Annotated in this window: 24 protein-coding genes; 14 read left to right on the top strand and 10 right to left on the bottom strand. The window is 71.8% G+C overall.

Annotated features, from left to right (window positions below; genetic code table 11):
- Positions 1 to 83: 83 nt before the first annotated feature.
- The 3 genes from B4E97_RS17715 to B4E97_RS17705 all read right to left on the bottom strand — a co-directional run bounded on the left by B4E97_RS17715 (position 84) and on the right by B4E97_RS17705 (position 3,512).
- Entirely contained in the window at positions 84 to 1,967 is a 1,884-nt protein-coding gene (locus B4E97_RS17715) for an MDR family MFS transporter (RefSeq protein WP_286961036.1), read from the bottom strand.
- Positions 1,967 to 2,380 carry a MarR family winged helix-turn-helix transcriptional regulator gene (locus tag B4E97_RS17710; protein WP_286961034.1) on the bottom strand — a complete coding sequence of 138 codons (414 nt, stop codon included), beginning with the start codon at positions 2,378 to 2,380 and terminating at the stop codon, positions 1,967 to 1,969. The genes B4E97_RS17715 and B4E97_RS17710 overlap by 1 nt, the downstream gene beginning before the upstream one ends.
- A gap of 229 nt (positions 2,381 to 2,609) precedes the next feature.
- A complete protein-coding gene (locus B4E97_RS17705; RefSeq protein ID WP_029210121.1) occupies positions 2,610 to 3,512 on the bottom strand; it encodes a maleylpyruvate isomerase N-terminal domain-containing protein in 903 nt (300 codons plus the stop codon).
- A 60-nt stretch (positions 3,513 to 3,572) separates the two neighbouring features.
- Here B4E97_RS17705 and B4E97_RS17700 point away from each other — a divergent pair, with 60 nt between their 5' ends.
- From B4E97_RS17700 to ppk2, 4 genes are all read left to right on the top strand, one after another.
- The gene (locus B4E97_RS17700) at positions 3,573 to 5,600 is read left to right on the top strand and encodes a cytochrome c oxidase assembly protein (RefSeq protein ID WP_286961033.1); all 2,028 of its coding nucleotides are present in this window, start codon (positions 3,573 to 3,575) and stop codon (positions 5,598 to 5,600) included.
- Between the two features lie 61 nt (positions 5,601 to 5,661).
- On the top strand, positions 5,662 to 7,527 hold the full coding sequence (locus B4E97_RS17695; RefSeq protein ID WP_286961031.1) for an NHL domain-containing thioredoxin family protein: 1,866 nt from the start codon (positions 5,662 to 5,664) through the stop codon (positions 7,525 to 7,527).
- A gap of 111 nt (positions 7,528 to 7,638) precedes the next feature.
- Positions 7,639 to 7,866, top strand: coding sequence for a DUF6458 family protein (locus tag B4E97_RS17690; RefSeq protein ID WP_029210118.1), 228 nt, complete (start codon positions 7,639 to 7,641; stop codon positions 7,864 to 7,866).
- A gap of 19 nt (positions 7,867 to 7,885) precedes the next feature.
- Entirely contained in the window at positions 7,886 to 8,818 is a 933-nt protein-coding gene (gene ppk2, locus B4E97_RS17685) for a polyphosphate kinase 2 (RefSeq protein ID WP_286961030.1), read from the top strand.
- 160 nt (positions 8,819 to 8,978) lie between these two features.
- Here the strand turns inward: ppk2 and B4E97_RS17680 are convergent, their stop codons facing one another.
- From B4E97_RS17680 to B4E97_RS17665, 4 genes are all read right to left on the bottom strand, one after another.
- Complete coding sequence (locus B4E97_RS17680; protein WP_286961029.1) at positions 8,979 to 9,734, bottom strand: DUF3618 domain-containing protein; 756 nt, start codon at positions 9,732 to 9,734, stop codon at positions 8,979 to 8,981.
- Complete coding sequence (locus B4E97_RS17675; RefSeq protein WP_286961028.1) at positions 9,731 to 10,246, bottom strand: phage holin family protein; 516 nt, start codon at positions 10,244 to 10,246, stop codon at positions 9,731 to 9,733. Before B4E97_RS17675 ends, B4E97_RS17680 begins: the two co-directional genes overlap by 4 nt.
- Complete coding sequence (locus tag B4E97_RS17670) at positions 10,243 to 11,004, bottom strand: hypothetical protein (protein WP_286961026.1); 762 nt, start codon at positions 11,002 to 11,004, stop codon at positions 10,243 to 10,245. Before B4E97_RS17670 ends, B4E97_RS17675 begins: the two co-directional genes overlap by 4 nt.
- A 189-nt stretch (positions 11,005 to 11,193) precedes the next feature.
- Complete coding sequence (locus B4E97_RS17665; RefSeq protein ID WP_286961025.1) at positions 11,194 to 11,778, bottom strand: HAD family hydrolase; 585 nt, start codon at positions 11,776 to 11,778, stop codon at positions 11,194 to 11,196.
- 174 nt (positions 11,779 to 11,952) lie between these two features.
- Here B4E97_RS17665 and B4E97_RS17660 point away from each other — a divergent pair, with 174 nt between their 5' ends.
- From B4E97_RS17660 to B4E97_RS17645, 4 genes are read left to right on the top strand one after another with little or no spacing between them, the layout of a single operon-like run.
- Positions 11,953 to 13,104: an ABC transporter ATP-binding protein gene (locus B4E97_RS17660; RefSeq protein ID WP_286961024.1), complete on the top strand. Its 1,152-nt coding sequence runs from the start codon at positions 11,953 to 11,955 to the stop codon at positions 13,102 to 13,104.
- Entirely contained in the window at positions 13,101 to 13,748 is a 648-nt protein-coding gene (locus B4E97_RS17655; RefSeq protein WP_019285295.1) for an ABC transporter permease, read from the top strand. Before B4E97_RS17660 ends, B4E97_RS17655 begins: the two co-directional genes overlap by 4 nt.
- Positions 13,745 to 14,542 (top strand): ABC transporter permease, encoded by a 798-nt coding sequence (locus B4E97_RS17650; RefSeq protein WP_019285294.1) that lies wholly within the window; start codon positions 13,745 to 13,747, stop codon positions 14,540 to 14,542. Before B4E97_RS17655 ends, B4E97_RS17650 begins: the two co-directional genes overlap by 4 nt.
- A 20-nt stretch (positions 14,543 to 14,562) precedes the next feature.
- Positions 14,563 to 15,492 (top strand): ABC transporter substrate-binding protein, encoded by a 930-nt coding sequence (locus tag B4E97_RS17645; protein ID WP_286961023.1) that lies wholly within the window; start codon positions 14,563 to 14,565, stop codon positions 15,490 to 15,492.
- A gap of 27 nt (positions 15,493 to 15,519) precedes the next feature.
- Here B4E97_RS17645 and B4E97_RS17640 read toward each other — a convergent pair whose 3' ends face one another.
- The gene (locus B4E97_RS17640; protein WP_286957499.1) at positions 15,520 to 16,053 is read right to left on the bottom strand and encodes a DUF2231 domain-containing protein; all 534 of its coding nucleotides are present in this window, start codon (positions 16,051 to 16,053) and stop codon (positions 15,520 to 15,522) included.
- Between the two features lie 484 nt (positions 16,054 to 16,537).
- On the opposite strand from B4E97_RS17640, the gene B4E97_RS17635 reads away from it, so the two are divergent.
- Genes B4E97_RS17635 through B4E97_RS17610 form a run of 6 tightly spaced genes read left to right on the top strand, consistent with a single transcriptional unit; the run spans position 16,538 to position 21,893 of the window.
- A complete protein-coding gene (locus B4E97_RS17635; RefSeq protein WP_286961021.1) occupies positions 16,538 to 18,223 on the top strand; it encodes a nitrite/sulfite reductase in 1,686 nt (561 codons plus the stop codon).
- A complete protein-coding gene (locus B4E97_RS17630; RefSeq protein WP_019285290.1) occupies positions 18,220 to 18,408 on the top strand; it encodes a hypothetical protein in 189 nt (62 codons plus the stop codon). Before B4E97_RS17635 ends, B4E97_RS17630 begins: the two co-directional genes overlap by 4 nt.
- Complete coding sequence (locus B4E97_RS17625) at positions 18,405 to 19,112, top strand: phosphoadenylyl-sulfate reductase (protein WP_019285289.1); 708 nt, start codon at positions 18,405 to 18,407, stop codon at positions 19,110 to 19,112. Before B4E97_RS17630 ends, B4E97_RS17625 begins: the two co-directional genes overlap by 4 nt.
- A complete protein-coding gene (gene cysC, locus B4E97_RS17620) occupies positions 19,109 to 19,642 on the top strand; it encodes an adenylyl-sulfate kinase (RefSeq protein WP_019285288.1) in 534 nt (177 codons plus the stop codon). The genes B4E97_RS17625 and cysC overlap by 4 nt, the downstream gene beginning before the upstream one ends.
- Positions 19,639 to 20,559 carry a sulfate adenylyltransferase subunit CysD gene (gene cysD / locus B4E97_RS17615; RefSeq protein ID WP_239261616.1) on the top strand — a complete coding sequence of 307 codons (921 nt, stop codon included), beginning with the start codon at positions 19,639 to 19,641 and terminating at the stop codon, positions 20,557 to 20,559. The genes cysC and cysD overlap by 4 nt, the downstream gene beginning before the upstream one ends.
- A complete protein-coding gene (locus B4E97_RS17610) occupies positions 20,559 to 21,893 on the top strand; it encodes a sulfate adenylyltransferase subunit 1 (RefSeq protein ID WP_239261614.1) in 1,335 nt (444 codons plus the stop codon). The genes cysD and B4E97_RS17610 overlap by 1 nt, the downstream gene beginning before the upstream one ends.
- 219 nt (positions 21,894 to 22,112) lie before the next feature.
- Here the strand turns inward: B4E97_RS17610 and B4E97_RS17605 are convergent, their stop codons facing one another.
- On the bottom strand, positions 22,113 to 23,978 hold the full coding sequence (locus tag B4E97_RS17605) for an acyl-CoA dehydrogenase (protein WP_029210105.1): 1,866 nt from the start codon (positions 23,976 to 23,978) through the stop codon (positions 22,113 to 22,115).
- 154 nt (positions 23,979 to 24,132) lie between these two features.
- Positions 24,133 to 26,622 carry a putative bifunctional diguanylate cyclase/phosphodiesterase gene (locus B4E97_RS17600; protein WP_286961018.1) on the bottom strand — a complete coding sequence of 830 codons (2,490 nt, stop codon included), beginning with the start codon at positions 26,620 to 26,622 and terminating at the stop codon, positions 24,133 to 24,135.
- Between the last annotated feature and the right edge of the window lie 141 nt (positions 26,623 to 26,763).

Raw genomic sequence — 26,763 nt, 5'->3', positions numbered from 1 at the left:
GGCCTACCTCAGGTGGTCACGTCCGCCTGGGTTGGCACGCCAAGCGGATGTGACCACCTCAGGCCGACCAGCGGATCAGCGGATCAGTGGGTGGCGGGGTCGGACGCGCGGTGGCGACCCTTGCGGTGCGGGTCCAGCTGGTGGTCCTCCAGGTGGTCCCAGGTGTCCTGCAGCTCGTCGAAGGTGTGTCCGCCGGTCTCGAACGCCGCGGCGTCCAGCAGGAACTTCTCGAGGCTGTCGTGCAGGCGCTTGTCCGACTCGGAGGCGTCGTCACCGAGCGGCAGCAGGCCCCGGTCGGACTTGGCCCGCTGGGCGGCCATCGCTGCCTGCGCCGACTGGTTGGACAGCACCACGTTCGGCAGGAAGGCCAGGACCAGGACACCGATCCCGCACACGATCGCCCCGAGGAGGAAGACGTGGTCCATCGACGTCGCGAAGCCCGCCTTGATGGGGTGGGACAGGGCAGGGTGCAGCTTGTCGATGATGGAGGAGTCCGCGCCGACGTTGCCGAGACCGCTGGCGCCCTGGCCGCTGGCCATGCCCTTGACGAGCCCCGCCGACTCCGGTGAGTAGGCGGACACGGCCGGGTCACGCAGGGCGGCGAGGAAGCTCGGGTCCTTGGCGGCGCTGGTGAAGGCGTCCTTGATGCTGTCGCCGAGCGAGTTGAACAGCACGGACAAGAAGATCGCGACGCCGAGCGTGCCACCGATCTGGCGGAAGAACGTGGCCGAGGAGGTCGCCATACCCATCTCGCGCGGCTCGACCGCGGCCTGCACGGCCAGGGTCAGGGGCTGCATCGTGTTGCCGAGCCCGAGGCCGAAGAAGAACATCAGCGTCATGACCCAGGTGAGGCTGCTGTCGGCGGTGATGCGGGACAGCGCGAAGAGGACGATCGTCATGAGCGTCACGCCGATCAGCGGGAAGATCTTGATGCGTCCGGTCTTGCTCATGAGCTGGCCGGACACGATCGAGGCCAGCATCATCCCGACGACCATGGGGAGCATCTGCAGACCCGACGTGGTGGGCGACGAGCCGTGCACGATCTGGAGGTAGAGCGGGATCGACATCATGCCGCCGAACATGCCGGCTCCGATGACGAAGCCGCCGGTGAGCGAGATGACGATGGTGCGGTTGCGGAAGATGCGCAGGGGGATCAGGGCGTCGTCACCGGCGCGCGCCTCGGACCAGATGAAGGCCGCGATGCCGGCCAGGCCGATGGCGAAGCAGGCCAGGGACGCGGCCGAGGTCCAGCCCCAGGTGCGGCCCTGCTCGGCGACGAGGAGCAGCGGCACCAGACCGACGATGATCGTGGTGGCCCCGGCCCAGTCGATGCGGGCCTTGCGCGGGGTGTGGTTGAGGTGCAGCGTCGCCATGACGGCGGCGAAGGCGATCAGGCCGATCGGGACGTTCATGAAGAAGATCCAGCGCCACCCGGCGAGGCCGAGGATGGAGTCGCGCTCGGCGAAGAACCCGCCGAGGACCGGGCCGATCACGCTCGAGGTGCCGAAGACGGCCAGGAAGTAGCCCTGGTACTTGGCGCGCTCGCGCGGCGGGACCACGTCGCCGATGATGGCGAGGGCCAGCGACATGAGACCACCGGCGCCGAGGCCCTGCACGGCGCGGGCGCCGGCCAGCTGGTACATCGTCTGGGGGATCGTGCAGAGCAGCGAGCCGGCGACGAAGATCGTGATGGCGGCGAGGTAGAAGCGCTTGCGGCCGTAGATGTCGGACAGCTTGCCGTAGATCGGGGTCGAGATCGTCGACGTGATCAGGTAGGCCGTCGTGACCCAGACCTGCTGGTCCAGGCCGTGGAGGTCGTCGGCGATGGTCTTGATCGCGGTGCCGACGACGTTCTGGTCGAGCGCGGCGAGGAACATCCCGGCCATCAGGCCCAGGATGATCGTGACGATCTGCTTGTGGGAGAGCTCCCCGGACACTGCCGGGGAGGCGGGGGTGGTGCTGGCCATCAGGCTCCTTGAGAGTGCAGGTGACGCTCGACGGCGTCGGCATATCGGTCGAGCAGGCCGCTGAGGGCCTGGATGTCGTGGGCGTCCCAGTCGTGCAGGATCTGGGCGAACCGGGCGGCGCGCTCCTCGCGCAGTCGTATGACGAGCTCCCGACCGGTGTCGGTGATCGCGATGACCTGGGCCCGGCGGTCCCGGTCGTCCGCCTGCTTGGTCACCAGGTCGAGCGCGGTGAGGGCACTGACCTGACGGCTGGTGGTCGAGACGTCGAGGTGGCAGGCGGCGGCGAGGTCGGAGACCCGTCGGGGCTGGTCGTGGGCGGCGAAGAGGACGGGCAGCGCGGCATGCTCGATCCCGGACATCGGGAGGGGGGAGATGTGCTTGAGGACGATGCACGCCTTGGCCGCCCGCGTCATGCTCGCACCGAGATCGGTGGAGGGGCCGAGGAGATGCTCAGGCGCAGGGTGTGGCGTATTCATTTGCTTGCAGCATACAACTAATTTGCTGAAGCCTCAACTTCCGCGACGCCGCTCCGCCGACACAGCTCGACCGACAGCGCTCGGCCGACACCCTCCACCATGATCGTGAGGGTCTGGTCCAAGAATGTTGGACCAGACCCTCACGATCTTCAGGGGTGGGCGTGCGTCAGGGGGTGAAGCGCAGGCTGGCCAGCACGCGCCGCGCCACGTCCTCGTCGCCCCCGGCCACGGTGTAGGTCACCTCGTCGACCGAGCGGCGGCCCGCGGCGAGGCGTCCGAACGCGCTGGTGGACAGCTTGGCCGTGGTGATCTGGGTGTTGGGGTCGATGGCCCGCATGGTCGTCGTGGTGTTGCCTGACGACTGCTGGTCCCCCTCGCCGCCGAAGAGCACGACGCCGTGCGGACGCGGGTCCTCCTCGGTGCCGTCCTCGACCCGCACCCCGATGCGCGCGGTCACGGGGCCGGTGAGCTCGAGGATGACCGTGTCGCCGATGGGCACCTCGGCACGACGGGCGATGGCCTGGGGCACGGTCCGCACCGCCGACGCCACGAACACCGCGGCCGCGGGGGAGTCCAGGTTGCCGGGCTCGTCCAGGGCTGCGCGGATGTCCTGCTCGTGCACCCAGATGTCCATGGTGCGCATGCGGAGCAGCTCGCCGATGGTCGTGGGACGGTCCTGCATGCCGGCGACGATGGAGTCGAGCTCGAGGCCCGGGCTGCCGACGGTCGCGACCCGCCGGCCGAGGACGTACTCCAGCTCGCGCACGACGTCCACGCCGGCGCGCGAGCGGCGCGCCTCGACGCCGGCCTCCATGAAGTGGCCGAGGTCGTTGCGGACGTGGTCGTAGCCGGGCACGTCCACGTGCGGCTCGGGCAGCCCCTCGAGGTGGGACTCGACGGCCACGACGTGCGAGACGTGGTCCTTGACCGTCCAGCCGGGGCAGTCGGTCGGGAGCGCGAGCTGCTCGTCGGTGAGCCCGCGTCCGAGGTCGGTGACGGCCTGTCCCGTGTGCGCGAAGGCGTTGACGAGGCCGGGCAGGTCCGTGGGTGGTGCCGGGTGGATGGGCATGGCCCCACCCTAACGACGGGCGGAGCCGACCGCGTCCCTGCGTCGCCTTAGGCTGGAGGGGTGAGCAGCACCCAGGTCGCGTCCCCGTCCACGCCCCACCGGGACGACTCTCGGGAGGCCCGCACGGTGATCGCGACGGTCCCTCTCGTCGGGGCGCTGGTCGCGCTGCTGGCCGGCGGGCTCGCGACGGGTGCCTTCACCGAGCTCGTGACGGGTCTCGGCGACGCCGGCCCCTCGGTCCGCTGGGGCCTGCCCCTGGTCCGCGCCGTCCACGACGTCGCGCTCGCCGCCACGGTCGGCCTGCTCCTCGTCGGCACGATGCTGGTGCCCGACGACCGCGAGGGGACCCGGCGCGTGACGGCGGCCCGCGCGGCCAGCCTGACCGGCATGATCTGGGTCGTCGCGGGGCTCGCCGGGGTGGTCCTCACGTTCGCCGACGCCGCCGGCATGTCCCCGACGGACCCGCAGTTCGGGGACCAGTTCGGGGCCTTCGCGATGAGCTTCGACGCCATCCGGGCCACCGTGGTCTCGGCTCTCATCGGCATGGTCGTCACCACCGGCGCCGCCGTGGGCCGCTCGCGCTACACCCTCGCCTGGATGCTCGTCCTCGGCCTCCTCGCGCTCTTCCCCCTCGGCCTCGCGGGTCACGCCGCAGGGTCGGTCGCGCACGACACGGCCGTGACGTCGCTGCAGTACCACCTGCTCGGCGCCGTCCTGTGGCTCGGTGGCCTGCTGGGGATCCTCGTCCTGCGGCCCCTCCTGCGCGGGCGGGACCTGGGCGTCACCGTCGAGCGCTACTCCCACGTGGCGACCTGGTCGTTGGGCTTCGTCGCGCTGTCCGGCCTGCTCAACGCCGCCGTGCGGGTCGGCTCGTGGCGGGGGCTCGCGTCGGCATACGGCCTGCTCATCGTGCTCAAGGTCCTCCTGCTCGTGGCCCTCGCCCTGGTCGGCCTGCGGCAACGGCGCGCGTATGTCGCTCGCCTGCGGGAGAACCCCGCCCTGGCCGCCGGGTTCGCCCGGTTCGCCGCCATCGAGCTCGCCGTCATGGGGCTCGCCGTCGGGCTCGGGGTCGCCCTGTCGCGGTCGGCCCCGCCCGTCCCCGAGGTCCAGGCGGGCATCACGGCGGCCGAGTCGCTCACGGGCTACCCGGCGCCGGCCGTGCCGCAGGGCTGGTCCTGGCTGGCGACGTGGCGCGTCGACTGGCTGTGGCTGTCGCTGTCGCTCATCGCCGTCGGGCTCTACCTGCACGGGGTGCGCGTGCTGCACCGGCGCGGCGACCGCTGGCCCGTCACCCGCACCCTGGCCTGGCTCGCCGGGCACGCGATCTTCCTGCTCGCGACGCAGGGCGGGCCCGGGGTGCTCGGCAAGGTGTCCTTCTCGTGGCACATGTCGATGCACATGGCGCTGATGATGGGCGTCCCGATGCTCCTGGTCCTCGGCGCGCCCTCGACGCTGGCGCTGCGCGTCCTGAGGCCGCGGCACGACGGGTCGTTCGGGCTGCGCGAGCTGCTGAGCGCGGCCCTCGGCTCCCGCTGGGTGGGGTTCATGGCCAACCCCCTGGTGGCGGCGATCAACTTCTACGCGAGCCTGATCGTCTTCTACTTCACGCCACTGTTCGAGCTCGCGCTGCGCACCCACACCGGGCACGTGCTCATGGTCGTCCACTTCGTGCTGGCAGGCTACGGTTTCGCGTGGGTGCTGATCGGCGTCGACCCGGGCCCGCGCAAGTGGCCGGCGCCGGGCCGCCTGGTCCTGCTGCTGGGGACACTGGGGTTCCACGCGTGGTTCGGGATCGCGCTGATGTCCGGGACGACGCTGCTCGCGCCCACCTTCTACGAGGCGCTGCAGCTCGGCTGGGGCTGGAACCTCCTGCAGGACCAGCAGGACGGCGGCGCCATCGCCTGGGGGATCGGTGAGTTCCCCACCATGATCCTGGCGCTGCTGGTGGTGGCGGACTGGGTGCGCTCGGACTCGCGCGAGTCTCGGCGCTACGACCGCGAGGCGGAGCGCGACGAGGACGCCGAGCTGCGGGCCTACAACGAGCGGCTGGGCCGGATCGCCGGCCAGGACCAGACCCGCCGGGGGTAGAGGCATCAGCCTGGCGGACGAAGGCCGGTCGATGCCTTCACCGGGGGTAGGTTTGTGTGTCATGGCTGATCGTCGTGCCCGCGTCCGTGCCCCCGAGCTCGTCGGCCGGGGGTGGCTCAACACCGGAGGGCACGAGGTCACCCTGGCCGAGCTGAGGGGCAAGGTCGTCGTCCTCGACTTCTGGACCTTCTGCTGCGTCAACTGCCTGCACGTCCTGGACGAGCTGCGGCCCCTGGAGCAGGAGTTCGCCGACAGCCTCGTGCTGATCGGCGTCCACTCGCCCAAGTTCGTCCACGAGGCCGACCCCGACGCGCTCGCCGCCGCCGTCGAGCGCTACGCCGTGCACCACCCCGTCCTCGACGACCCGGACCTGGTCACCTGGCAGGCCTACACCGCGCGCGCTTGGCCGACCCTCGTCGTCATCGACCCCGAGGGCTATGTCGTCGCGTCCATGTCGGGCGAGGGCCACGCCCACGGCCTCGAGGTCCTCGTCCGCGAGCTGCTCGCCGAGCACGACGCCAAGGGGACCCTGCGCCGCGGGGACGGCCCCTACGTCGCCCCGCCGCCGCCCACCTCGCCGCTGCGCTTCCCGGGCAAGGCGGTCCGGCTCGACGACGGCTCGGTGCTCGTGTCCGACACCGCGCACCACGAGATCGTCCGGCTGGCACCCGATCTCGTGACCGAGCAGACGCGGTATGCCGCCCAGCCGCCCCTCGCGGAGCCGCAGGGCGTGCTGCTGCTGCCGCCCGAGGTGGCTGCCCGCACCGGCGTGGACGTCGCGGTCGCCGACAGCGTCAACCACCAGGTGCGGGGTCTGCACCTGGCGTCGGGGGAGTGGACCACCCTCGCCGGCACCGGCTCCCAGCTGCGCGAGCGCACCGGCGGGGGACCGGCGCTCGCGCAGGACCTGTCGACCCCGTGGGACCTGGCCTGGTGGCAGGATCGGCTCGTCGTGGCCATGGCCGGCACCCACCAGCTCTGGGCGCTCGACCTGCGAGCCGACCCGGCGGACAACGAGATCCAGGTGCTGGCCGGCACCTCGGCCGAGGGGATCCGGGACGGGGATGGGGGCGACTGCTGGTTCGCGCAGCCGTCGGGGCTCGCCGTCTCCGCCGACGGGGAGGTCCTGTGGGTGGCCGACTCCGAGACCTCCGCGCTGCGCCGCGTCACCGTGGCGCCGACCGGCGGCCAGGGTGCCGTCGCAGCAGCGGATCTCGCCCCGGCCGTCCAGGTCGAGACCGTCGTGGGGCAGGGCCTGTTCGACTTCGGTCACGTCGACGGGCCGGCCGCGCAGGCCCTGATGCAGCACCCGCTCGGGGTGAGCGTCCTGCCGGACGGCTCGGTCGCGATCGCCGACACCTACAACGGCGCGGTGCGCCGCTACGACCCCGCGAGCGGCGAGGTGTCGACGCTGCTCGGCGACCTGGCCGAGCCGAGCGACGTCCTCGTGGACGACGACGAGACCCTGCTGGTCGTCGAGTCGGCGGCGCACCGGATCGAGCGGATCGGCATACCGCCGGTGGCTCGCCGGGTCGACGGTCTCGCGCACACCACCCAGCGGCCCCGCACCGAGATCGCCCCGGGCGAGGTCGACCTGGTGGTGGACTTCGTGCCCCCGACGGGGCAGAAGCTCGACCTGCGCTGGGGCGACCCGACGCAGCTGATGGTGTCGAGCTCACCCGAGGCGCTGCTGCGCGAGGGCTCGGGCACGGCCCAGGGGCTGACCCGGCGGTTGCACCTCGACCCCCGGGTGGGCGACGGCATCCTGCACGTCTCGGTCCGGGCCGCGGCCTGCGACGGCGACCCGGTCACCGGCGAGGTGCCCGAGCACGCGGCCTGCCATCTGTATCAGCAGGACTGGGGGATCCCGGTCGTCCTCGTGGACGGGGCGACGACCGAGCTCAGGCTCGATCTGCGCGGCACGTGACCGCTAAAAGGGTGAACGTGTTGACGATGAGTGACGAATGACAACCCAAAGGGTACGTAATGGGCTCATCGCCCCGTCACCCGGACGGGGCCGGACGTTACGGAGCACCCCATGGGCATCGGCCTCGGCATCTTTCTCCTCGTGGTCGGCGCGGTCCTGAAGTTCGCGGTCCAGGACGCGATCCCGAGCATCGACCTCGGCATGATCGGCCTCATCCTGATGGGCGCCGGCGCGCTGTCGCTCGTGCTGTCGCTGATCATCAACCAGCAGCGCCGCCACACCCGTCACGACGCGATCATCGAGCACCACGACACGACCCTGCCGCGCGACCGCTACTGATCGCCGGGATAATGGGCAGATGACGCAGAAGTCCACCGGAAACAACCCCGAGGCCCACGCCACCAAGCCGCCCAAGCTCCCCTCCAAGGCCTACGAGGACGAGCTGGAGCGACTGCAGTCCGAGCTCGTCACCATGCAGCAGTGGGTGAAGCAGACCGGCAACCGGGTCGTGATCGTCTTCGAGGGGAGGGACGCGGCCGGCAAGGGCTCGGCGATCAAGCGCATCACGCAGTACCTCAACCCCCGCACCGTGCGGGTCGCGGCCCTGCCCGCGCCGACCGAGCGCCAGCGGACCCAGTGGTACTTCCAGCGCTACGTCGAGCACCTGCCCGCCGCCGGCGAGATCGTGATCTTCGACCGCAGCTGGTACAACCGGGCCGGCGTCGAGCGGGTCATGGGCTTCTGCACCGAGGTGGAGTACCAACGCTTCCTGCAGCAGTGCCCGGTCTTCGAGCAGATGCTCCTCGACGACGGGATCATCCTGCGCAAGTACTGGTTCAGCGTGTCCGACGTCGAGCAGGAGAAGCGCTTCCGCTCCCGCCTCGGTGACCCCATGCGGCGCTGGAAGCTGTCGCCCATGGACCTCGAGTCGATCACGCGCTGGGAGGACTACTCCCGGGCCAAGGACCAGATGTTCGCCCACACCGACCTGCCCAGCTCGCCCTGGCACGTGGTCGAGTCCGAGGACAAGAAGCGCTCGCGGCTCAACGTGATCAAGCACCTGCTCGACTCGATCCCCTACCTCCACATCGACCCGCCGGAGGTCACGATCCCGGTGCGGCCCAAGGCCAAGGGCTACGAGCGGCCGCCGCGCGACCTGCAGCGATACGTGCCGGACCACGCGGCCTCGCTGGTCGACGACGACAAGGGCAGCAAGCGCAGCAAGGACGACAAGTCCAGCAAGGACGCCAAGAAGGGCAGGCACAGCAAGGCCAGCAAGGGCAAGAACTAGCCCGTATGCCGGGACCCGCGCCTCCGTCATACGAGGTGCAGGCATGACCGAGGGGTGGGCCAGGCCGTCAGGCCCGGACCCACCCCTCGGTGCTGCTCAGTATTGCTAGCTGCTGCTGGGTGCTGCTCAGCGTTGCTAGGTGGTGCTCAGCGTGCTGCGATCAGCTGTTCTTCTGCTTCTGCTGGACGTTGTCCTTGGAGTCCTGGGCCTGAGCCTTGACCTCCTGGGCCGCGTCCTGGCCCTCGCCCTTGACCTTGTCGACGCTCTCCTGGGCGCTCTCCTTGAGCGACTCGGCGGCCTCCTGCAGGGGGGCCTTGAGGTTGTCGGCGGCGTCCTGGGCGACGGACTTGGCGCCCTCGACGAGGGGCTGGCCCTTGTCCTGCGCCGCCTCCTTGGCGCGGACGGCGAGCTCGCGCTCACGCTCCGAGACCGGGAGGAGGGAGCCGACGAGCCAGCCCGCGCCGAGCGCGATCAGGCCGGCGGCCATCGGGTTGCCGCGGGTCTTGCGGCGCGCCACGGCCGGGGCCTGCTCGAGGTTGTCGCGCGCGGTGCCGGCAGCGTCGCGGACGCGGTCACCCGCGTCGGAGGCGGCCCCCGACACGCGGTCGCCGGTCTCACTCAGGCGCTGGCCGACGCCGGGGCCCGACTGGTGGGTGTCGTCGGCGTAGTAGCGACGGCGACCGTCGGCGCCGTAGTACTCGTCGTCGTTCGAACCCATGATCCGCTCCTTGATGCCGCGGCCGGCGCCGACGACGCGGTCCTGGACCTTCTCGGCCTGACGCTTGGCGACGTTGCTCGGGTCGACGGCCTCACCGAGGGCGTTGACGTTCTGGCTGAGGTTGCCCCGGGTGCGCTCGATCTCGCGGCGCAGCTGCTCGGGGTCGTTGCTGCTGGTGGGGGTGTTGTCGTAGCTCATGCGCGGTTCTCGTTTCCCTTGAGCGCATCGGGGACCTGCTTGGCGGTCTCGATCGTGCGCGGTGCTCCGTTGACGTTCTTGAGGTCCTTGCGGCCCATGGAGGCCAGGACGGCGGCGATCACGGCCCAGATGGCGGCGACGATCAGCGCGGAGAGGACGTGGTTGTCCATCGCCGTGCCGAGGCCCCACCACAGGGCGATGGACAGGAACAGCAGGACGAAGTGGCCTGCCACCCCGGCCCCGCCGAGGAGTCCCACGCCCTTGCCGGCGGACTTGGCCGACTGCTGCACCTCGAGCTTGGCGAGGGCGGCCTCCTGGCGCAGGAGCGTCGTCATGTCGTTGGCGATGTCACCGAGCAGGGCTCCGACGGCGGAGAGCTCACCCTTCTCGTACGTCTGGTGCGAGCCCTCGAGGGGCTCCGCGGGCCGGACGTCGCCCGGGGCGAGCGGCTCCCGCGGGGACGGGTCCGCGCCTGCGGCGGTGGCGCCGTGCGAGTTGTCGAACTGGGTCATCGGCGCAGGTCACCCGCTCCGGGGCGCTCGTCGCCACGGCCCTCGACGTAGGTGGTCGTCTCGGGGGCGTAGGTGGTCGTGGTGACCTCCTGGTCGTAGACCTCGGTGCCGTAGCCGTCGCGGGCGTAGTCCTGGGCGCCGACGCGGGTGCCCTCGGGGTAGGTGGTCTCGACGTAGCCCGCGCGCGGGGCGGTGGTCTCGACGTAGCCGTAGGAGCGGCGCTGCGTGTCGTAGCGCGCGTCGTAGGCCTCGTTGCGCTGCGCGTCGGCCTGCAGGCCACGCGTCAGACGGCCGCCGATCAGGCCGAGCAGGGCGGCGCCGGCCAGGAAGGTGCCGGGGTTGCGGCGGGCGTAGCGGCGGACCTCGTCGAGGACGTCCGCGGGCTCGCGGTTCTCGAGCCAGCCGGCGACCTGGTCGACGGTGCCGGCGGCCTGGGAGACGAGACCGGACGCGGTCGCGGTGTCCGCGCCGTGGGCCATCTGGTCCAGCTCGCCGGAGATGGTGCGCAGGGAGCCGGCCAGGCGCTGCTGCTGGCCGGAGATCTGGGTGGTGGCCTCGGAGCGCACCTGGTGGAAGAGGTCCTGGGCCTGGCCCTTGGCCTCGCCCGCCAGCTGCTGGGCCTCGACCTTGGCGGTGTCGGCGACCTGCTGGCCGCCCTGCTGGGCGGTGCCGGCGACGTTCTTGGCCTCGTCGGCGGCGACGTCCTTGGTGGACGGCTCGGAGCCGGTGGTGCGGGAATCGAACGTGGGGTTCGACATGGCAGCCCCTCTCGTGGGGTGTGATGACCTGCTGGTGGCGAACGCCCGGGGCTTGAGCGCTGGCGGGCCCGCGGATCGCGGGACCTCGATGTCGCCTGCATACCCACTGACTCGGACTAGATCCCCCGCTGCTAGCGCCGCGTCGATCGATGTCCTGTGCGGGTGGTCTCGCTGGGCCGATCGATCCGGTCAGTCCAGGGCCAGCGCGGTCGGGAGGGAGTCCAGCGCCGGGATGGTGGGGACGTCCTCGAGCTCGCGGCGGTCGACCCGGTCGATCCACACGGCCCGCAGGCCGGCCTGCAGGGCGCCCTGCACGAGAGGGGCGTCGCCGACCACGACGGTCTCGTCGAGGCGGGTGCCGAGGGCTGCGCAGGCCGCGCGGCAGAGGCCGGATGCCGCGGCTGATCCGGTTGCTGGTCCGGCGACCGGTCCGGCCAGGTCGTCCGGCCCGAGGACCAGGACCCGGTGGTCGCCCCGCTCGTCGAGGGCGAGCCGCTCGAGCCCTCTGCGCAGGACGGGGTCCTCGCGCCGCACCAGCACCGCGACCCGGATCCCCGCCGCCAGGAGGTGGTCGAGGGCCGGCCGGGCGTCGGCATACGGCTGGATCGTCCCGTCCCGTGCGGCCCCGAGCCGCTCGACGGCACCCTCGCCAGGGAGGGGGCGCTCGTAGCGAGGGTGCCCGACGGAAAGACCCTCGATCGACACCGCGCGGGCGGTCGCGCCGGGGACGTCGAGGAGGGCCTCGACGGCCAGGACCACTCCTCGCGTGCGCACACCAGGACTGTATGCCGTCCGCGCCGCCGGGCACATGGTCGCCGCGAGGGCCGCGAGGGCCGCGCGGACCCGCCAGGCCGACGACGCGCTCACCGCGCGCTAGGACGCACCGCGGCCCGGCTGGTGGGTACGGTTGCCCAACGCGCGTCCCCTCACGTCAGGAAGCCTCTCGGCATGATCCGTTTCGACAGCGTGACCAAGACCTTCCCGGGCGGCACCACGGCCGTCGGTGGGCTGACCCTCGAGGCACCGACCGGCCGCATCACGGTGTTCGTCGGGCCCTCGGGCTGCGGCAAGACGACGAGCCTGCGGATGATCAACCGAATGATCGAGCCGACCAGCGGCACCATCACGATCGACGGCGTGGACACCGGGTCGATGAACCCCGACGAGCTGCGGCGCGGCATCGGCTATGTCATCCAGCACGCCGGCCTGTTCCCGCACCGCACGATCCTCGACAACGTCATGACGGTGCCGCGGCTGCTCGGCAGCGACAAGGCCGCCACCCGGACGCGAGCGATGGAGCTGCTCGAGGTCGTGGGGCTCGACCCGGACCTGGCCCGGCGCTACCCGGCGCAGCTGTCCGGCGGCCAGCAGCAGCGCGTGGGGGTGGCCCGCGCCCTGGCGGCCGACCCTCCGGTCATGCTGATGGACGAGCCGTTCAGCGCCGTCGACCCCGTGGTGCGCGAGCAGCTGCAGGACGAGTTCCTGCGCCTGCAGGACGAGCTCGGCAAGACCATCGTCTTCGTCACCCACGACATCGACGAGGCCGTCAAGCTCGGTGACCAGATCGCGGTGCTCCGGGTCGGGGGCACCCTGGCCCAGCTGGACACCCCCGAGCGGCTGCTGCGCGACCCGCACGACGACTTCGTGGCCGATTTCGTGGGGCGCGACCGCGGCTACCGCGGCCTGGCCTTCCAGAAGGCCCCGCGCCTGCCCCTGCTCGACGAGCCCACCGTCCGCGTCGGCGACTCCGCCGGGCGGCTCCGCGAGGTCGCGGCCGGCGAGCCGTGGGTGCTGGCCCTCGACGAGGACGGCCGGCCGCAGGGCTGGGTCCGGGTCGAGGCCGTGCGGGGCACGCTCGACCGCACCCTGCTGCACCGCGGCGGGACCGTCGGGCGCGAGGGTGGCACGCTGCGCGCCGCCCTCGACGCGGCCCTGTCCTCGCCGACGGGCAAGGGCGTCATCGCCGACGCCGACGGTCGTTTCGTCGGCACCGTGCTCGCCCAGGACGTCCTGGCGCAGATCCAGCGGCAGCAGCCGGACGCGTCGCGGCCGGACGCAGATCCCGTCACGGCGTCGCCCGTCGAGGAGGGCCTGGGATGACCTGGGCGCGGGACAACCTGACCGACATCCTGCAGCTCGCCCTGCAGCACGTCTGGCTGTCCGGCGTGCCGCTGATCATCGGGCTGCTCGTCGCGCTGCCGCTCGGCTGGCTCGCGACCCGCTACGGATGGGTGCGACAGCCCCTGGTCATCGGCTCGGGCCTGCTCTACACCATCCCCTCCCTGGCGCTGTTCATCCTCATGCCGCTGATCCTCGGCACCCAGATCATCAGCCCGGTCAACGTCGTCGTGGCGATGACCCTCTACACCGTCGCCCTGCTCGTGCGCACGGTCGTCGACGGCCTGTCCTCGGTGCCCGACGACGTCCGTCAGGCCGCGACGGCCATGGGCATCGGGCGCGTGCGCCGGCTGCTCACCGTCGAGCTGCCGCTGGCCGTGCCAGTCATCGCGAGCGGCCTGCGCGTCGCCGCCGTCAGCAACGTGTCCATCGTCAGCGTGGCCGCCCTCATCGGGATGCCCCAGCTCGGCACCCTGTTCACCGACGGCTTCTCCACCGGCTTCATGGACCCGATCGTCGTCGGGATCGTCGCGTGCGTCCTGCTGGCCTTCCTCTTCGACCTGGTCATCAACCTGGTCGCCCGGGCCCTCACGCCCTGGCGCCGCGGGGCGGAGGCACGCGCATGATCTCCTCGCTCCTCGGCTGGCTGTCCGACCCCACCCACTGGTCCGGGCCCGAAGGCATCCCCACCCGCATCGTCGAGCACCTCGCCTACACCGCGCTGACCGTCCTGCTCGCGGCCCTGATCGCCATACCCCTCGGTCTGTGGATCGGGCACACCGGCAAGGGCAAGGTCGCCGTCGTCAACCTGCTCAACGGCGCCCGCTCGATCCCCACCCTCGGCCTGCTCTTCCTCGCGATCATCCTGCTGGGCCCACGCCTGCAGGGCGACGCCGCCTTCCTCGTCCCCGTGGTCCTCGTCCTGGTCGTGCTGGCCATCCCGCCGATCCTCGCCAGCACCTACAGCGGCGTCGAGCAGGTCGACCCCGCGGCCCGCGACGCCGCCAAGGGCATGGGTATGACGGGCGCGCAGGTCCTGCGCCAGGTCGAGGTCCCGTGCGCGATGCCGCTCATCATGTCCGGGCTCCGCTCGGCGACCATGCAGGTCATCGCCACCGCGACGATCGCCGCCACCGTGTCCATCGGCGGCCTCGGGCGCTACCTCATCGACGGGCAGGCGGCCCGCGACTACGCCCAGATGGCCGGCGGCGGCATCCTCGTCGCGCTGCTCGCCCTCGCCGTCGACCTGGTCCTGACCCTCGTCCAGCGACTCGTCGTCTCGCGGGGGCTCACCGGCGCGACGACCTCACGGCGCGACCGGGCGGGCCGGGGCGGCATACGGCCGTCGGACCCGTCCGAGGGCACCACCTCGGACGCCACCCCAACCACCACCGACCGCACGACCGCGCCCGCGGCGTGACCCACCTGGAGGAGACCACCATGACGCGCACCACCCTCACCCTGGCCACGGGCGTCGTCCTCGCCCTCGGGCTGTCCGCCTGCGGGGGCGGCGGCGGCGACCCCCTCGCCACGAGCTCCTCGTCGACCGCCGCCGCCGGCGGCTCGGGCGGCGGCGTCACCGTCGGCTCGGCCGACTTCCCCGAGTCCAAGCTGCTCGCCGAGCTGTATGCCGGGGCCCTCAAGGCCAAGGGCGTCCAGGTCGACACGCGCCTCGGCATCGGCTCGCGCGAGACCTACATCCCCGCCCTCAAGGACGGCTCGATCGACGTCATCCCGGAGTACTCCGGCGCCATCGACCGCTACTTCAACAAGGACGCCAAGGCCAACGACTCCGCCGGCATCATCACCGAGCTCAAGGCCGGGCTGCCCTCGCACCTGGAGGTCCTCGAGCCCGCCAAGGCCGAGGACAAGGATGCCGTGGTGATGACCAGGGCCAAGGCCCAGGAGCTGGGGGTCACGTCGATCGCCGACCTCAAGGGCAAGTCCGAGCAGCTGACGATCGGCGGGCCCGCCGAGTGGCAGTCGCGCTCCTACGGCATCCCGGGGCTGGAGAAGACCTATGGTCTGAAGTTCAAGCAGTTCCGCAAGCTCGACGCCGGCGGGCCGCTCGCCGTCCAGGGCCTCAAGAACGGCCAGGTGGACATGGCCAACATCTTCACCACCGACCCGGCCATCCAGGTCAACGACTTCCAGGTCCTGCAGGACCCGCAGAACTTCTTCGCCGCGCAGAACGTCCTGCCCCTCGCGGTCAAGGGCAAGCTCGACGCCAAGGGCAAGGACGCGCTCAACGCGGTCTCGGCCAAGCTCGACACCCAGGGGCTGACGGACATGCTCAAGAAGGTCTCGGTCGACCACAAGAAGCCCGAGGACGTCGCGAACGAGTGGCTCAAGGCCAACTCCCTCGCCTGACGCCTGACGCTCGGCCCCGCCTGGGGTTCAGCCGACGATGCTGCTCCAGACCGCCTTGGTGCCGGCGTGACCGGTGACGACGGTCTGGGAGGTCAGGGCGGCGGCGGCCAGCACGAGCAGTCCCGCCAGGGCTCCGGCGAGCAGGCGCTGCCCGGCCGACCTCTCCGGCGTGCGGGCCTGCCCGTCGGGCCCGTCGGCGTGAGCGGTTCCGTGGGTGCCGCCGTCGAGCCGGCTCAGCACGGCCACCGCGACCAGCACGAGCACCATGAACGCGACGCAGGCCGGCTGCAGCAGCTCACCGGCCTGCGTGTGCCGCTGCAGCAGCTCGTTGGGCGGGCTGCCGCCGGTGACCCTGGCCTCGAGGCGGTGCCCGGACTGGCCCGCGACCCAGCCGCAGGCCCCGGTAACCACGGCGCCGACGACGAGGGGGAGACGCAGGCCGGCCCGCCGACGCCGGGCGATGGCGTAGACGACGGCGAGCAGCGCCGTCAACGGAGCCACCACCACGACGACGTGCACGACGAGGGCGTGGACGGGGAGGCCGTCGATCGTGTCGAGCATGGTGCTTCTCCTGGTTGCGGGTTGCGGGCTGGGGGCTGGGGGCTGCGGGCTGCGGGTTGCGGGCTGCGGGTTGCGGGATGGGGGGTGCGGGATTGCGACACGGTAGCCGAGGCGCCTGTCGCGCGGCGGAGGACCCGCTGGGCGCCTCCCCCTCTCGCATAATGAGAAATTATCGGTGAGGGACGGTCTCGTTATGCATCGCGGTTCCCGCTGTGGCATGGTCGTGTCATGGCCAGCACCGAGTTCCACGCCGTGACGCGACGTCACGTCGACCTGTGCCGGCTGGGTGCGACGAGCTGTCGCGGTCGCTGAGCGCATCTCTCCACGCCCCACGAGACGCCCCACGACCGACCCACGGCGGCCCGACGCGGGCGACCGCCACTACACACGCACGACGACCCTCACCCCGGTCGTCCCCGCACCGCCGGACCCCCGGCCCGCCCAGCGACGACCCGCCTCGGCATACCGCCGGAGAGGACCCCAGATGACGACCACCACCACGCGTGCCGCTCGGCCCCGCGCCGGCGGGGACAACGAGGGCCAGTGGGCCCTCGGGCACCGCGAGCCCCTCAACCACAACGAGGAGTTCAAGGCCGCCGAGGATCCGCTGGCTGTGCGCGAGCGCATCGAGCAGACCTATGCCCGTGAGGGTTTCGCGTCCATCCCGTCGGACGACCTGCGCGGTCGCTTCCGCTGGTGGGGGCTCTACACCCAGCGTCGTCCCGGCATCGACGGCGGCCGCACTGCCACGCTCGAGCCGCACGAGCTCGACGACGAGTACTTCATGATGCGCATCCGCGTCGACGGCCAGGCGCTCACGCTGCCGCAGCTGCGGGCCATCGCCGACGTGTCCGAGCGCTACGGGCGCGGCACCGCGGACGTCACCGACCGGCAGAACATCCAGCTGCACTGGGTCCGCATCGAGGACGTCCCCGCGATCTGGAACGCCCTCGAGGAGGTCGGGATGTCGACGACCGAGGCGTGCGGCGACGTGCCCCGCGCCATCCTCGGCTCGCCCGTCGCCGGCATCGCCGCGGCGGAGCTCGTCGACCCGACGCCCGCGATCCTCGAGATCAAGCGCCGCTACATCGGCAACCCCGAGCTGTCCAACCTGCCGCGCAAGTTCAAGACCGCGATCTCCTGGCAGTGGGACACCGTGCCGGAGATCAACGACGTGTCCTTCGTCGGCGTGGTGCACCCCGAGCACGGCCCGGGCTTCGACCTGCTCGTCGGCGGCGGCCTGTCCACCAGCGCCCACTTCGCCCAGCGCCTCGGCGCCTGGGTCCCCTTGGACGAGATCCCCGAGGTGTGGGAGGGCGTCTGCGCGATCTTCCGCGACTACGGCTACCGCCGCCTGCGCAACCGCGCCCGCCTGAAGTACCTCATGGCCGACTGGGGCGCCGAGCGCTTCCGCGAGGTCCTCGAGGGGGAGTACCTCCACCGCGCGCTCGTCGACGGCCCCGCTGCCGAGGCGCCCCGCGAGCCGATCGACCACGTGGGCATCCACGAGCAGAAGGACGGCCGCGTCTACGTCGGCGTCACCCCGACCGTCGGCCGCGTCCGCGGCACCACCCTGCGCGGTCTCGCCGACGCCGTCGAGCGGCACGGCGGCGGGCGCATCGCCTTCACCCCGCTGCAGAAGGTCGTCGTCCTCGACGTCGACCCCGCGCAGGCCGAGGCCCTGGTCACCGACCTGGACGCGCTGGGTCTGCCCGCCCGCCCGAGCGCCTGGCGCCGCGGCACCATGGCCTGCACCGGCATCGAGTTCTGCAAGCTCGCCATCGTCGACACCAAGGACCGCGCCACCTCGCTGGTGGAGGACCTCGAGGTGCGGCTGGCCGACATCGAGCCCGAGCTCGGCCAGCCGGTCGGGATCAGCCTCAACGGCTGCCCCAACTCGTGCGCCCGGATCCAGACCTCCGACATCGGCCTCAAGGGCCAGATCGTGCGCGACGGCGACGGCAACCGGGTCCCCGGCTACCAGGTCCACCTCGGTGGCCAGCTCGGTGCCGAGGCCGGCTTCGGCCGCAAGATCCGGGGCCACAAGGTCACCGAGGCCGACCTCGGCGACTACGTCGAGCGCGTCGTGCGGCGGTACGTCGCCGACCGCCAGGACGACGAGACCTTCGCCCAGTGGACGATCCGCGTGGACGACGAGGCCCTGTCGTGAGTGCGGGCTCGCACGTCCCCGGGGCGGACGGCGCCCAGCGGGCGGCCGTCATGCACTGCCCCTACTGCGCCGAGGAGGACCTGCGCCCCGTCGAGGAGCCCCGCGGCGCCTGGCGGTGCCTGGACTGCACGCGCGTCTTCGTCGTCCGGTTCGTCGGTCTGTCGCACGAAGGAGTCGTCTCATGAGCGTGACCACCCTGCGCTCCGAGCAGGAGCTGCGCGAGCTGGTCGAGCGCGACGCCGCCCACCTCGAGACCCTCTCCGCCCACGACGTGGTCGCCTGGGCCGCGGGTGAGTTCGGGGAGAGCTGGGCCGTCGCCGGGTCGATGCAGGACGGCGTCCTGGGGCACCTGGTCGACCAGGTGGCGCCGGGCACCCGGCTGTACTTCCTGGACACCGGCTACCACTTCCCCGAGACCCTGGCGACCCGCGACGAGACCGTGCGCCGCACGCGGCTGGACGTCATCACGCTGACGCCCGCCCAGACCGTCCCCGAGCAGGACGCGGAGCATGGCGTCGCCCTGCACGACCGCGACCCCGACCTGTGCTGCGCCCTGCGCAAGACCCATCCCCTCGACGACGCCCTCGGCGAGCTCGAGGCCTGGGCCACCGGCGTGCGCCGCGTCCAGTCGCCGACCCGCCGCGACACCCCGGTGATCGGCTTCGACGAGCGCCGGCTCATCGTCAAGGTCGCGCCGCTGGCGTCCTGGTCCGACCAGGACGTCGCGGAGTACGCCGAGCGCCACGACGTCGTCCGCAACCCGCTGCTCGACCAGGGCTACCCCTCGATCGGGTGCGCCCCCTGCACCCGACGGGTCGCCCCCGGCGAGGATGCCCGCGCCGGCCGCTGGAGCGGCACCGCCAAGATCGAGTGCGGGATCCAGCTGTGAGTGGCGCGACGGTCTGGCTGACCGGCCTCTCGGGCGCCGGGAAGTCCACGATCGCCGAGGCGCTCGCGAGCGACCTGCGCGCCGACGGCCGACGCGTCGAGGTGCTGGACGGCGACGAGATCCGCACCAACCTGTCTGCGGGACTAGGCTTCTCGCGCGAGGACCGGGACACGCACGTGCAGCGTGTGGCCTATGTCGCGCGGCTGCTCGCCCGCAACGGTGTCGTCGCGCTCGTGCCGGTGATCGCGCCGTATGCCGACACGCGCGCCGCGGTCCGCGCCGACCACGAGGCGGCGGGTGTGACCTATCTCGAGGCCCACGTCGCGACCCCCGTGGACGAGTGCGCGCGCCGCGACGTCAAGGGGCTCTACGCCGCCGCCGCCCGTGGCGAGGTCACCACCCTCACGGGTGTCAGCGACCCCTACGAGCCGCCGGTGGCTCCCGACATACGGCTGGACACGACCGACCAGGAGCTGACGGAGAGCGTCTCCGCCCTCCGGACCCTGCTCACCGACAAGGGGCTGCGATGACGACCACCCTGACCACGACGCCGCGGACGCTGACGACGCTGGACTCCCTCGAGGCCGAGGGCATCCAGATCATCCGCGAGGTGGTGGCCGAGTTCGACCGGCCCGCCCTGCTGTTCAGCGGCGGCAAGGACTCCGCGGTGCTCCTGCACCTGGCGCTCAAGGCGCTCGCGCCGGCTCCGCTGCCGATCACGCTGCTGCACGTCGACACGGGGCACAACTTCCCCGAGGTCATCGAGTTCCGCGACCGCATCGTCGCCGAGCACGGGCTGCAGCTGGTCGTGGCGCACGTCGAGGAGTGGATCGCCGACGGCCGCCTGACCGAGCGCCCCGACGGCACCCGCAACCCGCTGCAGACCATCCCGCTGCTCGACTCCATCAACGCCGAGAAGTTCGACGCCGTCCTCGGCGGGGCGCGCCGCGACGAGGACCGCGCCCGCGCCAAGGAACGCGTCTTCTCGATCCGCGACGCCTTCGGCGGCTGGGACCCGCGCACGCAGCGCCCCGAGCTGTGGCAGATCTACAACGGGCGCCACGCGCCGGGCGAGCACACCCGCGTCTTCCCGCTGTCCAACTGGACCGAGCTCGACGTGTGGCACTACATCGAGCGCGAGGGCGTCGAGCTCCCGTCGATCTACTACGCGCACGACCGCGACGTCTACGCCCGCGACGGGATGTGGATGACGAGCGGCCCGTGGGGCGGGCCCCGCGAGGGCGAGACGGTCGAGCGCCGCACCGTGCGCTACCGCACCGTCGGGGACGGATCGTGCACGGGCGCCGTGGAGTCCACGGCCGTCTCGATCGCCGACGTGATCGCCGAGGTGTCGATCAGCCGGCTCACCGAGCGTGGCGCGACCCGCGCCGACGACCGCCTCTCCGAGGCCGCCATGGAGGACCGCAAGCGAGAGGGCTACTTCTGATGGGCACGAGCACGTATGACGCGACCGGGGTCATCGACGAGATCTCGGCCACGCGTCGCCAGCTGCGGCTGGTCGTCGCGGGGTCGGTCGACGACGGCAAGTCCACCCTGGTCGGCCGGCTGCTCCACGACACCAAGTCGATCCTCGCCGACACCTACGACGCCATCGAGGCCGCGAGCCGCCGTCGCGGCTCGGAGCAGGTCGACCTGGCGCTGCTGACCGACGGTCTGCGCTCCGAGCGCGAGCAGGGCATCACCATCGACGTGGCCTACCGCTACTTCACGACGCCGCGGCGCAGCTTCGTGCTGGCCGACACCCCGGGTCACACGCAGTACACCCGCAACACCGTCACCGGCGCCTCCACCGCGGACGCCGCGCTGGTGCTGGTCGACGTCCGCAACGGCGTCCTGCCGCAGACCCGGCGACACCTCGCCGTCATGGCCCTCCTCGGGGTGCCGCACGTCGTGGTGGCGCTCAACAAGATGGACGCGATCGCCTGGGACCAGGGGAGGTTCGAGGAGGTGGCCCGCGAGGTCGCCGACATCGCCACCCGCCTCGGTCTCGGCGACGTCCGCATCGTGCCGATCTCGGCGCTCACGGGCGAGGGGGTCGTGAGCACCGAGCCGGTCGGCTCCGAGGGGGTCGCCCGCTGGTATGCCGGGCCGCCGCTGCTCACCCTGCTGGAGGACCTCGACGACGCGGCGGCCGAGATCGACCGCCCCCTGCGCCTGCCCGTGCAGCTGGTGATCCGTCCGCGGACCGCCGAGCACCCGGACTACCGCGGGCTTGGCGGGCGGATCGCGTCCGGCCGGGTCGCCGTCGGTGACGAGATCACCGTGACGCCAGGCGGACTCACGAGCGTCGTGACGGGCATCGACACCCCGGCCGGCTCCGTGCAGGTCGCCGGCGCCGGAGAGTCGGTGACCGTGCGGCTGCGCGACGAGCTGGACGTGGGGCGCGGCTCCGTGCTGTCCACGGTCGCGTCGAGGCCCCGTGCGGTGCAAGAGATCTCGGGCACGGTGTGCTGGCTCGACGAGCGCCCGGCGTCCGCCGGGCAGCGGGTCTTGGTCAAGGCCGGCACCCGCACCACCCGCGGCATCCTGACGACCGTCGGCGACCACTGGGACGTCGACTCGCTCACGTGGGTCGCGCCGGGAGCCCCGGTGCAGCTCAACGACATCGCGCGGGTCGAGCTGCGGCTGGCCGAGCCCGTCGCGGTCGACGACTACCTCGACGACCGGGCCACCGGTGCCTTCCTGGTGATCGACCCGGCGTCGGGCGCGACCCTGGCGGCCGGTCTCGTGGGCGCCGCCCTGCAGCCCCACCGCGGCTAGGCACATCGACCCGCCTTCGTCACACCTACCTCAGGTAGTCACACTCGCCTGGCGTGCCAACCCCGGCGAGTGTGACTACCTGAGGTAGGTCCGAGTGTTGGGGCGCTCTGCCGACTCTGAGGCGGCGCGCGATCCAGGCCCTGTATGCCGAGCCGCCCGCCGCCTCGCGAGGACTCGCGAGGCGGCGGGCGGTCTTTCACGCCATACGGGAGCGTCGGCTCAGAAGGCCGCCTCGGGCACGTCCATGATCGACAGGTCCGTCATCTGCGCGATGACCATCTGCGAGCGCAGCTGCGGCAGCACGGTCTTGGCGAAGAACGAGGCCGCCGCCACCTTGCCGGTGTAGAAATCCTGGTCCTTGCCGGACGCGCCGGCGTCGAGCGCCGCCTGGGCGACCTCGGCCTGACGCAGGAGCAGCCAGCCGACGACCAGGTCGCCCGCCGCGAGCAGCAGGCGCGAGGTGTTGAGGCCGACCTTGTAGACGTTGCGGACGTCGCCGTCCTTGCGCGGGTCGGAGTCCATCAGCTCGCCGGCCATGTAGCCGAGGATGCCCTGGACGGACTCGAGCGCCTTGCCGAGCTGCACGCGCTCCTCGGCCAGCGCCTCGGGGCCGTTCTCGGCGAACGCCTGGATCTCCTCGGCGACCTTGGCCAGGGCGGTGCCCTTGTCACGGATGATCTTGCGGAAGAAGAAGTCCTGGCCCTGGATCGCGGTGGTGCCCTCGTAGAGGGTGTCGATCTTGGCGTCGCGGACGTACTGCTCGATCGGGTAGTCCTGCAGGAAGCCCGAGCCGCCGATGGTCTGCAGGGACTCGGTGCCCAGCAGCACCCAGGCGCGCTCGGATCCGACGCCCTTGACGATGGGCAGGAGCAGGTCGTTGACCTTCATGGCCAGGCGTGCGGCGTCGTCGCCCTCGGGGAGCTCCGCGCCGGGGTCGCCGCCCTGGGCCATCGCGAGGGTGTCCTGCTGCGTGGCGGTGTAGATCACGAGGGCGCGCAGGCCCTCGGAGTAGGCCTTCTGCAGCATGAGCGAGCGGCGCACGTCGGGGTGGCGGGTGATGGTGACGCGCGGGGCGTCCTTGGCCGGGTTGGTCATGTCGGAGCCCTGCACGCGCTCCTTGGCGTACTCCAGCGCGTTGAGGTAGCCGGTCGACAGGGTCGCGATGGCCTTGGTACCGACGAACATGCGGGCGTTCTCGATGACCTTGAACATCTGGGCGATGCCGTCGTGCACGTCGCCGAGCAGGGTGCCGACGGCCGGGGTGCCGTTCTGGCCGAAGGTGACCTCGCAGGTCGTGGACACCTTGAGGCCCATCTTGTGCTCGACGTTCGTGACGTAGGCGCCGTTGCGCTCGCCCAGCTCACCGGTCTCGAGGTCGACCTGGAACTTGGGGACGATAAAAAGCGACAGGCCCTTGGTGCCGGGGCCGGCGCCCTCGGGCCGGGCGAGGACGAAGTGGACGACGTTGTCGACCATGTCGGACTCGGCGGAGGTGATGAAGCGCTTGACCCCGTCGATGCTCCAGGTGCCGTCGCCGTTGTCGGTGGCCTTGGTGCGGCCGGCGCCGACGTCGGACCCGGCGTCGGGCTCGGTCAGCACCATCGTGCAGTGCCAGCCCTTGTCGACGATGTGCTTGGCGAGCTTCTTCTGCTCGTCATTGCCCAGGTAGTAGAGGAGGTTCGCGAACGAGTAGCCCGCGGCGAACATGTGGACGGCGGGGTTGGAGCCGCAGACGAGCTCGGCGAGCGACCAGCGCAGCGACGGCGGGACGACCATGCCGCCGAGCTCGGCGGGGACGTCGAGGTTGCCCCACTCGGCGTCGATGTAGGCCTTGTACGACTGCTTGAACGACTCGGGCATGGTCACCGAGTAGGTCGACGGGTCGTAGACGGGCGGGTTGCGGTCGGAGTCGATGAGGCTGTCGGCCAGCTCGTTCTCGGCGAGGCGGGCGACCTCGTGCAGGATCTCCTTGGCGGTGTCGGTGTCGACGTCCTCGTAGAGCCCCTGCCCCAGGACCTCCTGGCGCCCGAAGACCTCGAAGAGGTTGAACTCGATGTCTCGGACGTTGCTCTTGTAGTGCCCCATCAGGGGGTCCCCTTCCGTGACGTCCTGCCTGTCAGGTGGTGCGGTGGTGCGGCAGGTATGACGTGCCCGCGCGGCTCACGGGTCGTCCCATGATGCTACTGGCGAGTAGGCGCTCGCAAGGAACTCGCGGAACACGTGATGACGGCCACGCCCGTCACAGGTCCAGCACCACGCCGCCGGCGAGCTGCTCGGCGAGCGGCAGGATCTGTCCGGCAGGCAGCGATCGGGCGTAGAGGTAGCCCTGGGCGGCGGTGATGCCGAGCATCCGGGCGCGGGCCTCCTGGGCGCGGGTCTCGATGCCCTCGGCGGTGATGGTCAGCCCGAGCTCCCGCCCGAGCCGCGAGACGGCGGCGACCACGGCCTCGTCGCCGCCGGACTCGCCGAGCCCCTGGACGAAGGTCCGGTCGATCTTGAGGATGTCGAGGGGGAGCGAGCGCAGGTTGGCCAGGCCGGAGTAGCCCGTGCCGAAGTCGTCGATGGCGACCCGGATGCCGAGGGTGCGGAGCTCCTCCAGCGTGGCCACCGTCTCCTCGGTCTGCTCGAGCACGACGGTCTCGGTGATCTCCAGGATCAGCAGCTCGGGCGGGAGCCCGGACTCGTCGAGGACGCGGTGCACGGTGCCGGCGAAGCCCGGGGCGACGAGCTGGTGGACGCTGATGTTGACCGCCACCGTGAGGGGGTTCCCGAGGCGGAACCACTGCAGGGCCTGGTCGACCGCCTGCTCCAGGACCCAGGTGCCGATGGAGATGATCGACCCGAACTCCTCGGCGAGCCGGATGACCTCCTCGATGCCGATGAAGTCGCCCTCGGGGTCGGTCCAGCGCAGCAGCGCCTCCACGCCCGTCACCTGCTCGGCCCGGAGGTTGACGATCGGCTGGTAGAGCACCGTCCACCGGTCCGGCCCCGGCGGTCGGGCCAGGCGGCGGCGCAGGTCCCGGGTCCGGGCAAACTGCGCGAGCATCGTCGGCTCGAAGGACCGGACGGTGCCCGGTCCCTCGCGGGTGGCCTGGCGCAGGGCGAGCTCGGCGTTGCGCACCAGCTCGAGGCCCGTGTGCCCGCCGATGCACAGGCCGCCGCTGGTGCGCAGCGTGATGTCGGGGATCAGGTCCGGGCGGTTGACGGCGTCGACGATGCGCTGCGCCTCGGCCAGGGCCTGCGCGCCGTCCGTGCCCTGCCGCAGCAGGACGGCGAACCGCTGGTCGCTGAACCGGGCGAGGGAGTCGCCGGTGCGGATCGTCGCGCGCATGGTGCGGGCGACGGTGCGGAGCAGCTCCTCGCGGGCGTCGTCGCCCACTGTGTTGTCGGCGAGGCCGGCGGTCGCGAGGTCGACGAGCAGCAGGGAGATCTCGCCGGCGGCGGACTCGTAGAGCCGGTGCCGGACGGCCCGGTCGAGGCTGGTCCGGTTGGGTAGGCCGGTGACGACGTCGTGGTAGGTCACGTGCTGCAGCCGCGACTGCAGGCCGACCCGCTCGGAGACGTCCCGGACGGCCACGAGGTAGCCCCGGGCGAGGGGAGTGATGACGGACTCCACGTGCACGACCGCGGCGCTGGTGGTGGTGAGGGCCGACTCGAGCCGCAGCGTGGACTGCATCCGCGCGTTGGGGGCGTAGGTCAGGTGGGCCAGCACCTCCGGCGACACGTCGGGGAGCACGTCGCTGATGTGCTGCCCCGCGAGGTCGCTCTCGCGCAGGCCGAGGATGGTGCTGAGCGCCTGGGAGGCGAAGATGACCCGGCCGGTGCGGTCGAGCTCGATGATGATGTCACGCGTCTCGCTGACGAGCAGCCGCATGTGGCGCTCCTGCTCCTGCACCGAGCTCGCCAGCTGGCGGGAGTGGTGCCCCTCGTGCAGGTGCAGGGCGACGAGCAGGAAGAGGATGAAGCAGAGGGCGCGCACCGTCCCGGCGTCGATCCCGAGCGAGCCCACCGAGAGCATGAGGGCCGCCCCCACGAGCAGGCTGAGGCCGCTGACGACGAAGAGGTCGCGGTGCGGGTCGTGCAGCGTGCGGGCGAGGGGCACGGCGGGGCGCCGGGAGACCAGCATCGCCGACCACGTCAGCAGCCCGCACTGCAGGATCCACAGGCTCTGGGACACGGCCCAGGCGTCCCCGCCCGGCAGGAGATAGGTCAGCAGGTCGCCGACGGTGGAGGCCAGCACCGACACCCCGACCACGGTCTGGATCCCGCGCGCCCGCCCGCGATGCGCCGGCACGACCAGCAGCCAGCTGATGATGGCGGCCGCGATCCCACCGACGAGGCCGATGACGACCAGGGCGGGCTGCAGCCCCGGTCCGAGGGCGAACCCGCTGAGCCAGCGCTGGGGGTCGAAGTGCCAGACGGCGGTCCACAGGCACGTGGTGAGCAGCGTGGCGTGGATCATCGTGGTGGTGAGCCTGCGGGCCGAGTCCCCGGCGAAGCACTCCACGGCGTGCAGGATCAGGCAGGTGGCCACGGCATACATCACCGAGGGCGTGAGCCCGAGGCCCGGACCGACCGCGACGTAGAGGAGGTTGGCGACCCCGTTGAGCGCCATCGCCGCGGCGAAGAGCAACCACCCGGCGCGGTCCAGGCCACGACTGCGCAGGCCGGCGACGGCGGCGGCCGCCGAGGCGACCAGCGCGGAGATCCAGAGCAGGGGAGCTCCCATGCCAGGCCAGACGAGGGAGGCCACCGCCGGGAGGAGGACCAGGGGTACGCCGAGTGCTGCGGCGACCCCAGTCCGTGAATGCATAGGGCCATATTGGAGCATCTGCCACGCGGAATCCACGCGAACCCACAGATCAGGGGC

It is taken from the genome of Arsenicicoccus sp. UBA7492 (assembly GCF_002479615.1).
GTDB lineage: Bacteria > Actinomycetota > Actinomycetes > Actinomycetales > Dermatophilaceae > Arsenicicoccus > Arsenicicoccus bolidensis.
Note: the sequence above shows the minus strand (reverse complement) of the source record. Positions and strands in the feature narration are given on the sequence as shown.

Bases quoted from the DNA above. Each gene is read 5' to 3' on its own strand.
- B4E97_RS17715 (WP_286961036.1), bottom strand. From the start codon at position 1,967: ATGGCCAGCACCACCCCCGCCTCCCCGGCAGTGTCCGGGGAGCTCTCC.
- B4E97_RS17710 (WP_286961034.1), bottom strand. From the start codon at position 2,380: ATGACGCGGGCGGCCAAGGCGTGCATCGTCCTCAAGCACATCTCCCCC.
- B4E97_RS17705 (WP_029210121.1), bottom strand. From the start codon at position 3,512: ATGCCCATCCACCCGGCACCACCCACGGACCTGCCCGGCCTCGTCAAC.
- B4E97_RS17695 (WP_286961031.1), top strand. From the start codon at position 5,662: ATGGCTGATCGTCGTGCCCGCGTCCGTGCCCCCGAGCTCGTCGGCCGG.
- B4E97_RS17690 (WP_029210118.1), top strand. From the start codon at position 7,639: ATGGGCATCGGCCTCGGCATCTTTCTCCTCGTGGTCGGCGCGGTCCTG.
- ppk2 (WP_286961030.1), top strand. From the start codon at position 7,886: ATGACGCAGAAGTCCACCGGAAACAACCCCGAGGCCCACGCCACCAAG.
- B4E97_RS17680 (WP_286961029.1), bottom strand. From the start codon at position 9,734: ATGAGCTACGACAACACCCCCACCAGCAGCAACGACCCCGAGCAGCTG.
- B4E97_RS17675 (WP_286961028.1), bottom strand. From the start codon at position 10,246: ATGACCCAGTTCGACAACTCGCACGGCGCCACCGCCGCAGGCGCGGAC.
- B4E97_RS17670 (WP_286961026.1), bottom strand. From the start codon at position 11,004: ATGTCGAACCCCACGTTCGATTCCCGCACCACCGGCTCCGAGCCGTCC.
- B4E97_RS17660 (WP_286961024.1), top strand. From the start codon at position 11,953: ATGATCCGTTTCGACAGCGTGACCAAGACCTTCCCGGGCGGCACCACG.
- B4E97_RS17655 (WP_019285295.1), top strand. From the start codon at position 13,101: ATGACCTGGGCGCGGGACAACCTGACCGACATCCTGCAGCTCGCCCTG.
- B4E97_RS17650 (WP_019285294.1), top strand. From the start codon at position 13,745: ATGATCTCCTCGCTCCTCGGCTGGCTGTCCGACCCCACCCACTGGTCC.
- B4E97_RS17645 (WP_286961023.1), top strand. From the start codon at position 14,563: ATGACGCGCACCACCCTCACCCTGGCCACGGGCGTCGTCCTCGCCCTC.
- B4E97_RS17640 (WP_286957499.1), bottom strand. From the start codon at position 16,053: ATGCTCGACACGATCGACGGCCTCCCCGTCCACGCCCTCGTCGTGCAC.
- B4E97_RS17635 (WP_286961021.1), top strand. From the start codon at position 16,538: ATGACGACCACCACCACGCGTGCCGCTCGGCCCCGCGCCGGCGGGGAC.
- B4E97_RS17625 (WP_019285289.1), top strand. From the start codon at position 18,405: ATGAGCGTGACCACCCTGCGCTCCGAGCAGGAGCTGCGCGAGCTGGTC.
- cysD (WP_239261616.1), top strand. From the start codon at position 19,639: ATGACGACCACCCTGACCACGACGCCGCGGACGCTGACGACGCTGGAC.
- B4E97_RS17610 (WP_239261614.1), top strand. From the start codon at position 20,559: ATGGGCACGAGCACGTATGACGCGACCGGGGTCATCGACGAGATCTCG.
- B4E97_RS17605 (WP_029210105.1), bottom strand. From the start codon at position 23,978: ATGGGGCACTACAAGAGCAACGTCCGAGACATCGAGTTCAACCTCTTC.
- B4E97_RS17600 (WP_286961018.1), bottom strand. From the start codon at position 26,622: ATGGGAGCTCCCCTGCTCTGGATCTCCGCGCTGGTCGCCTCGGCGGCC.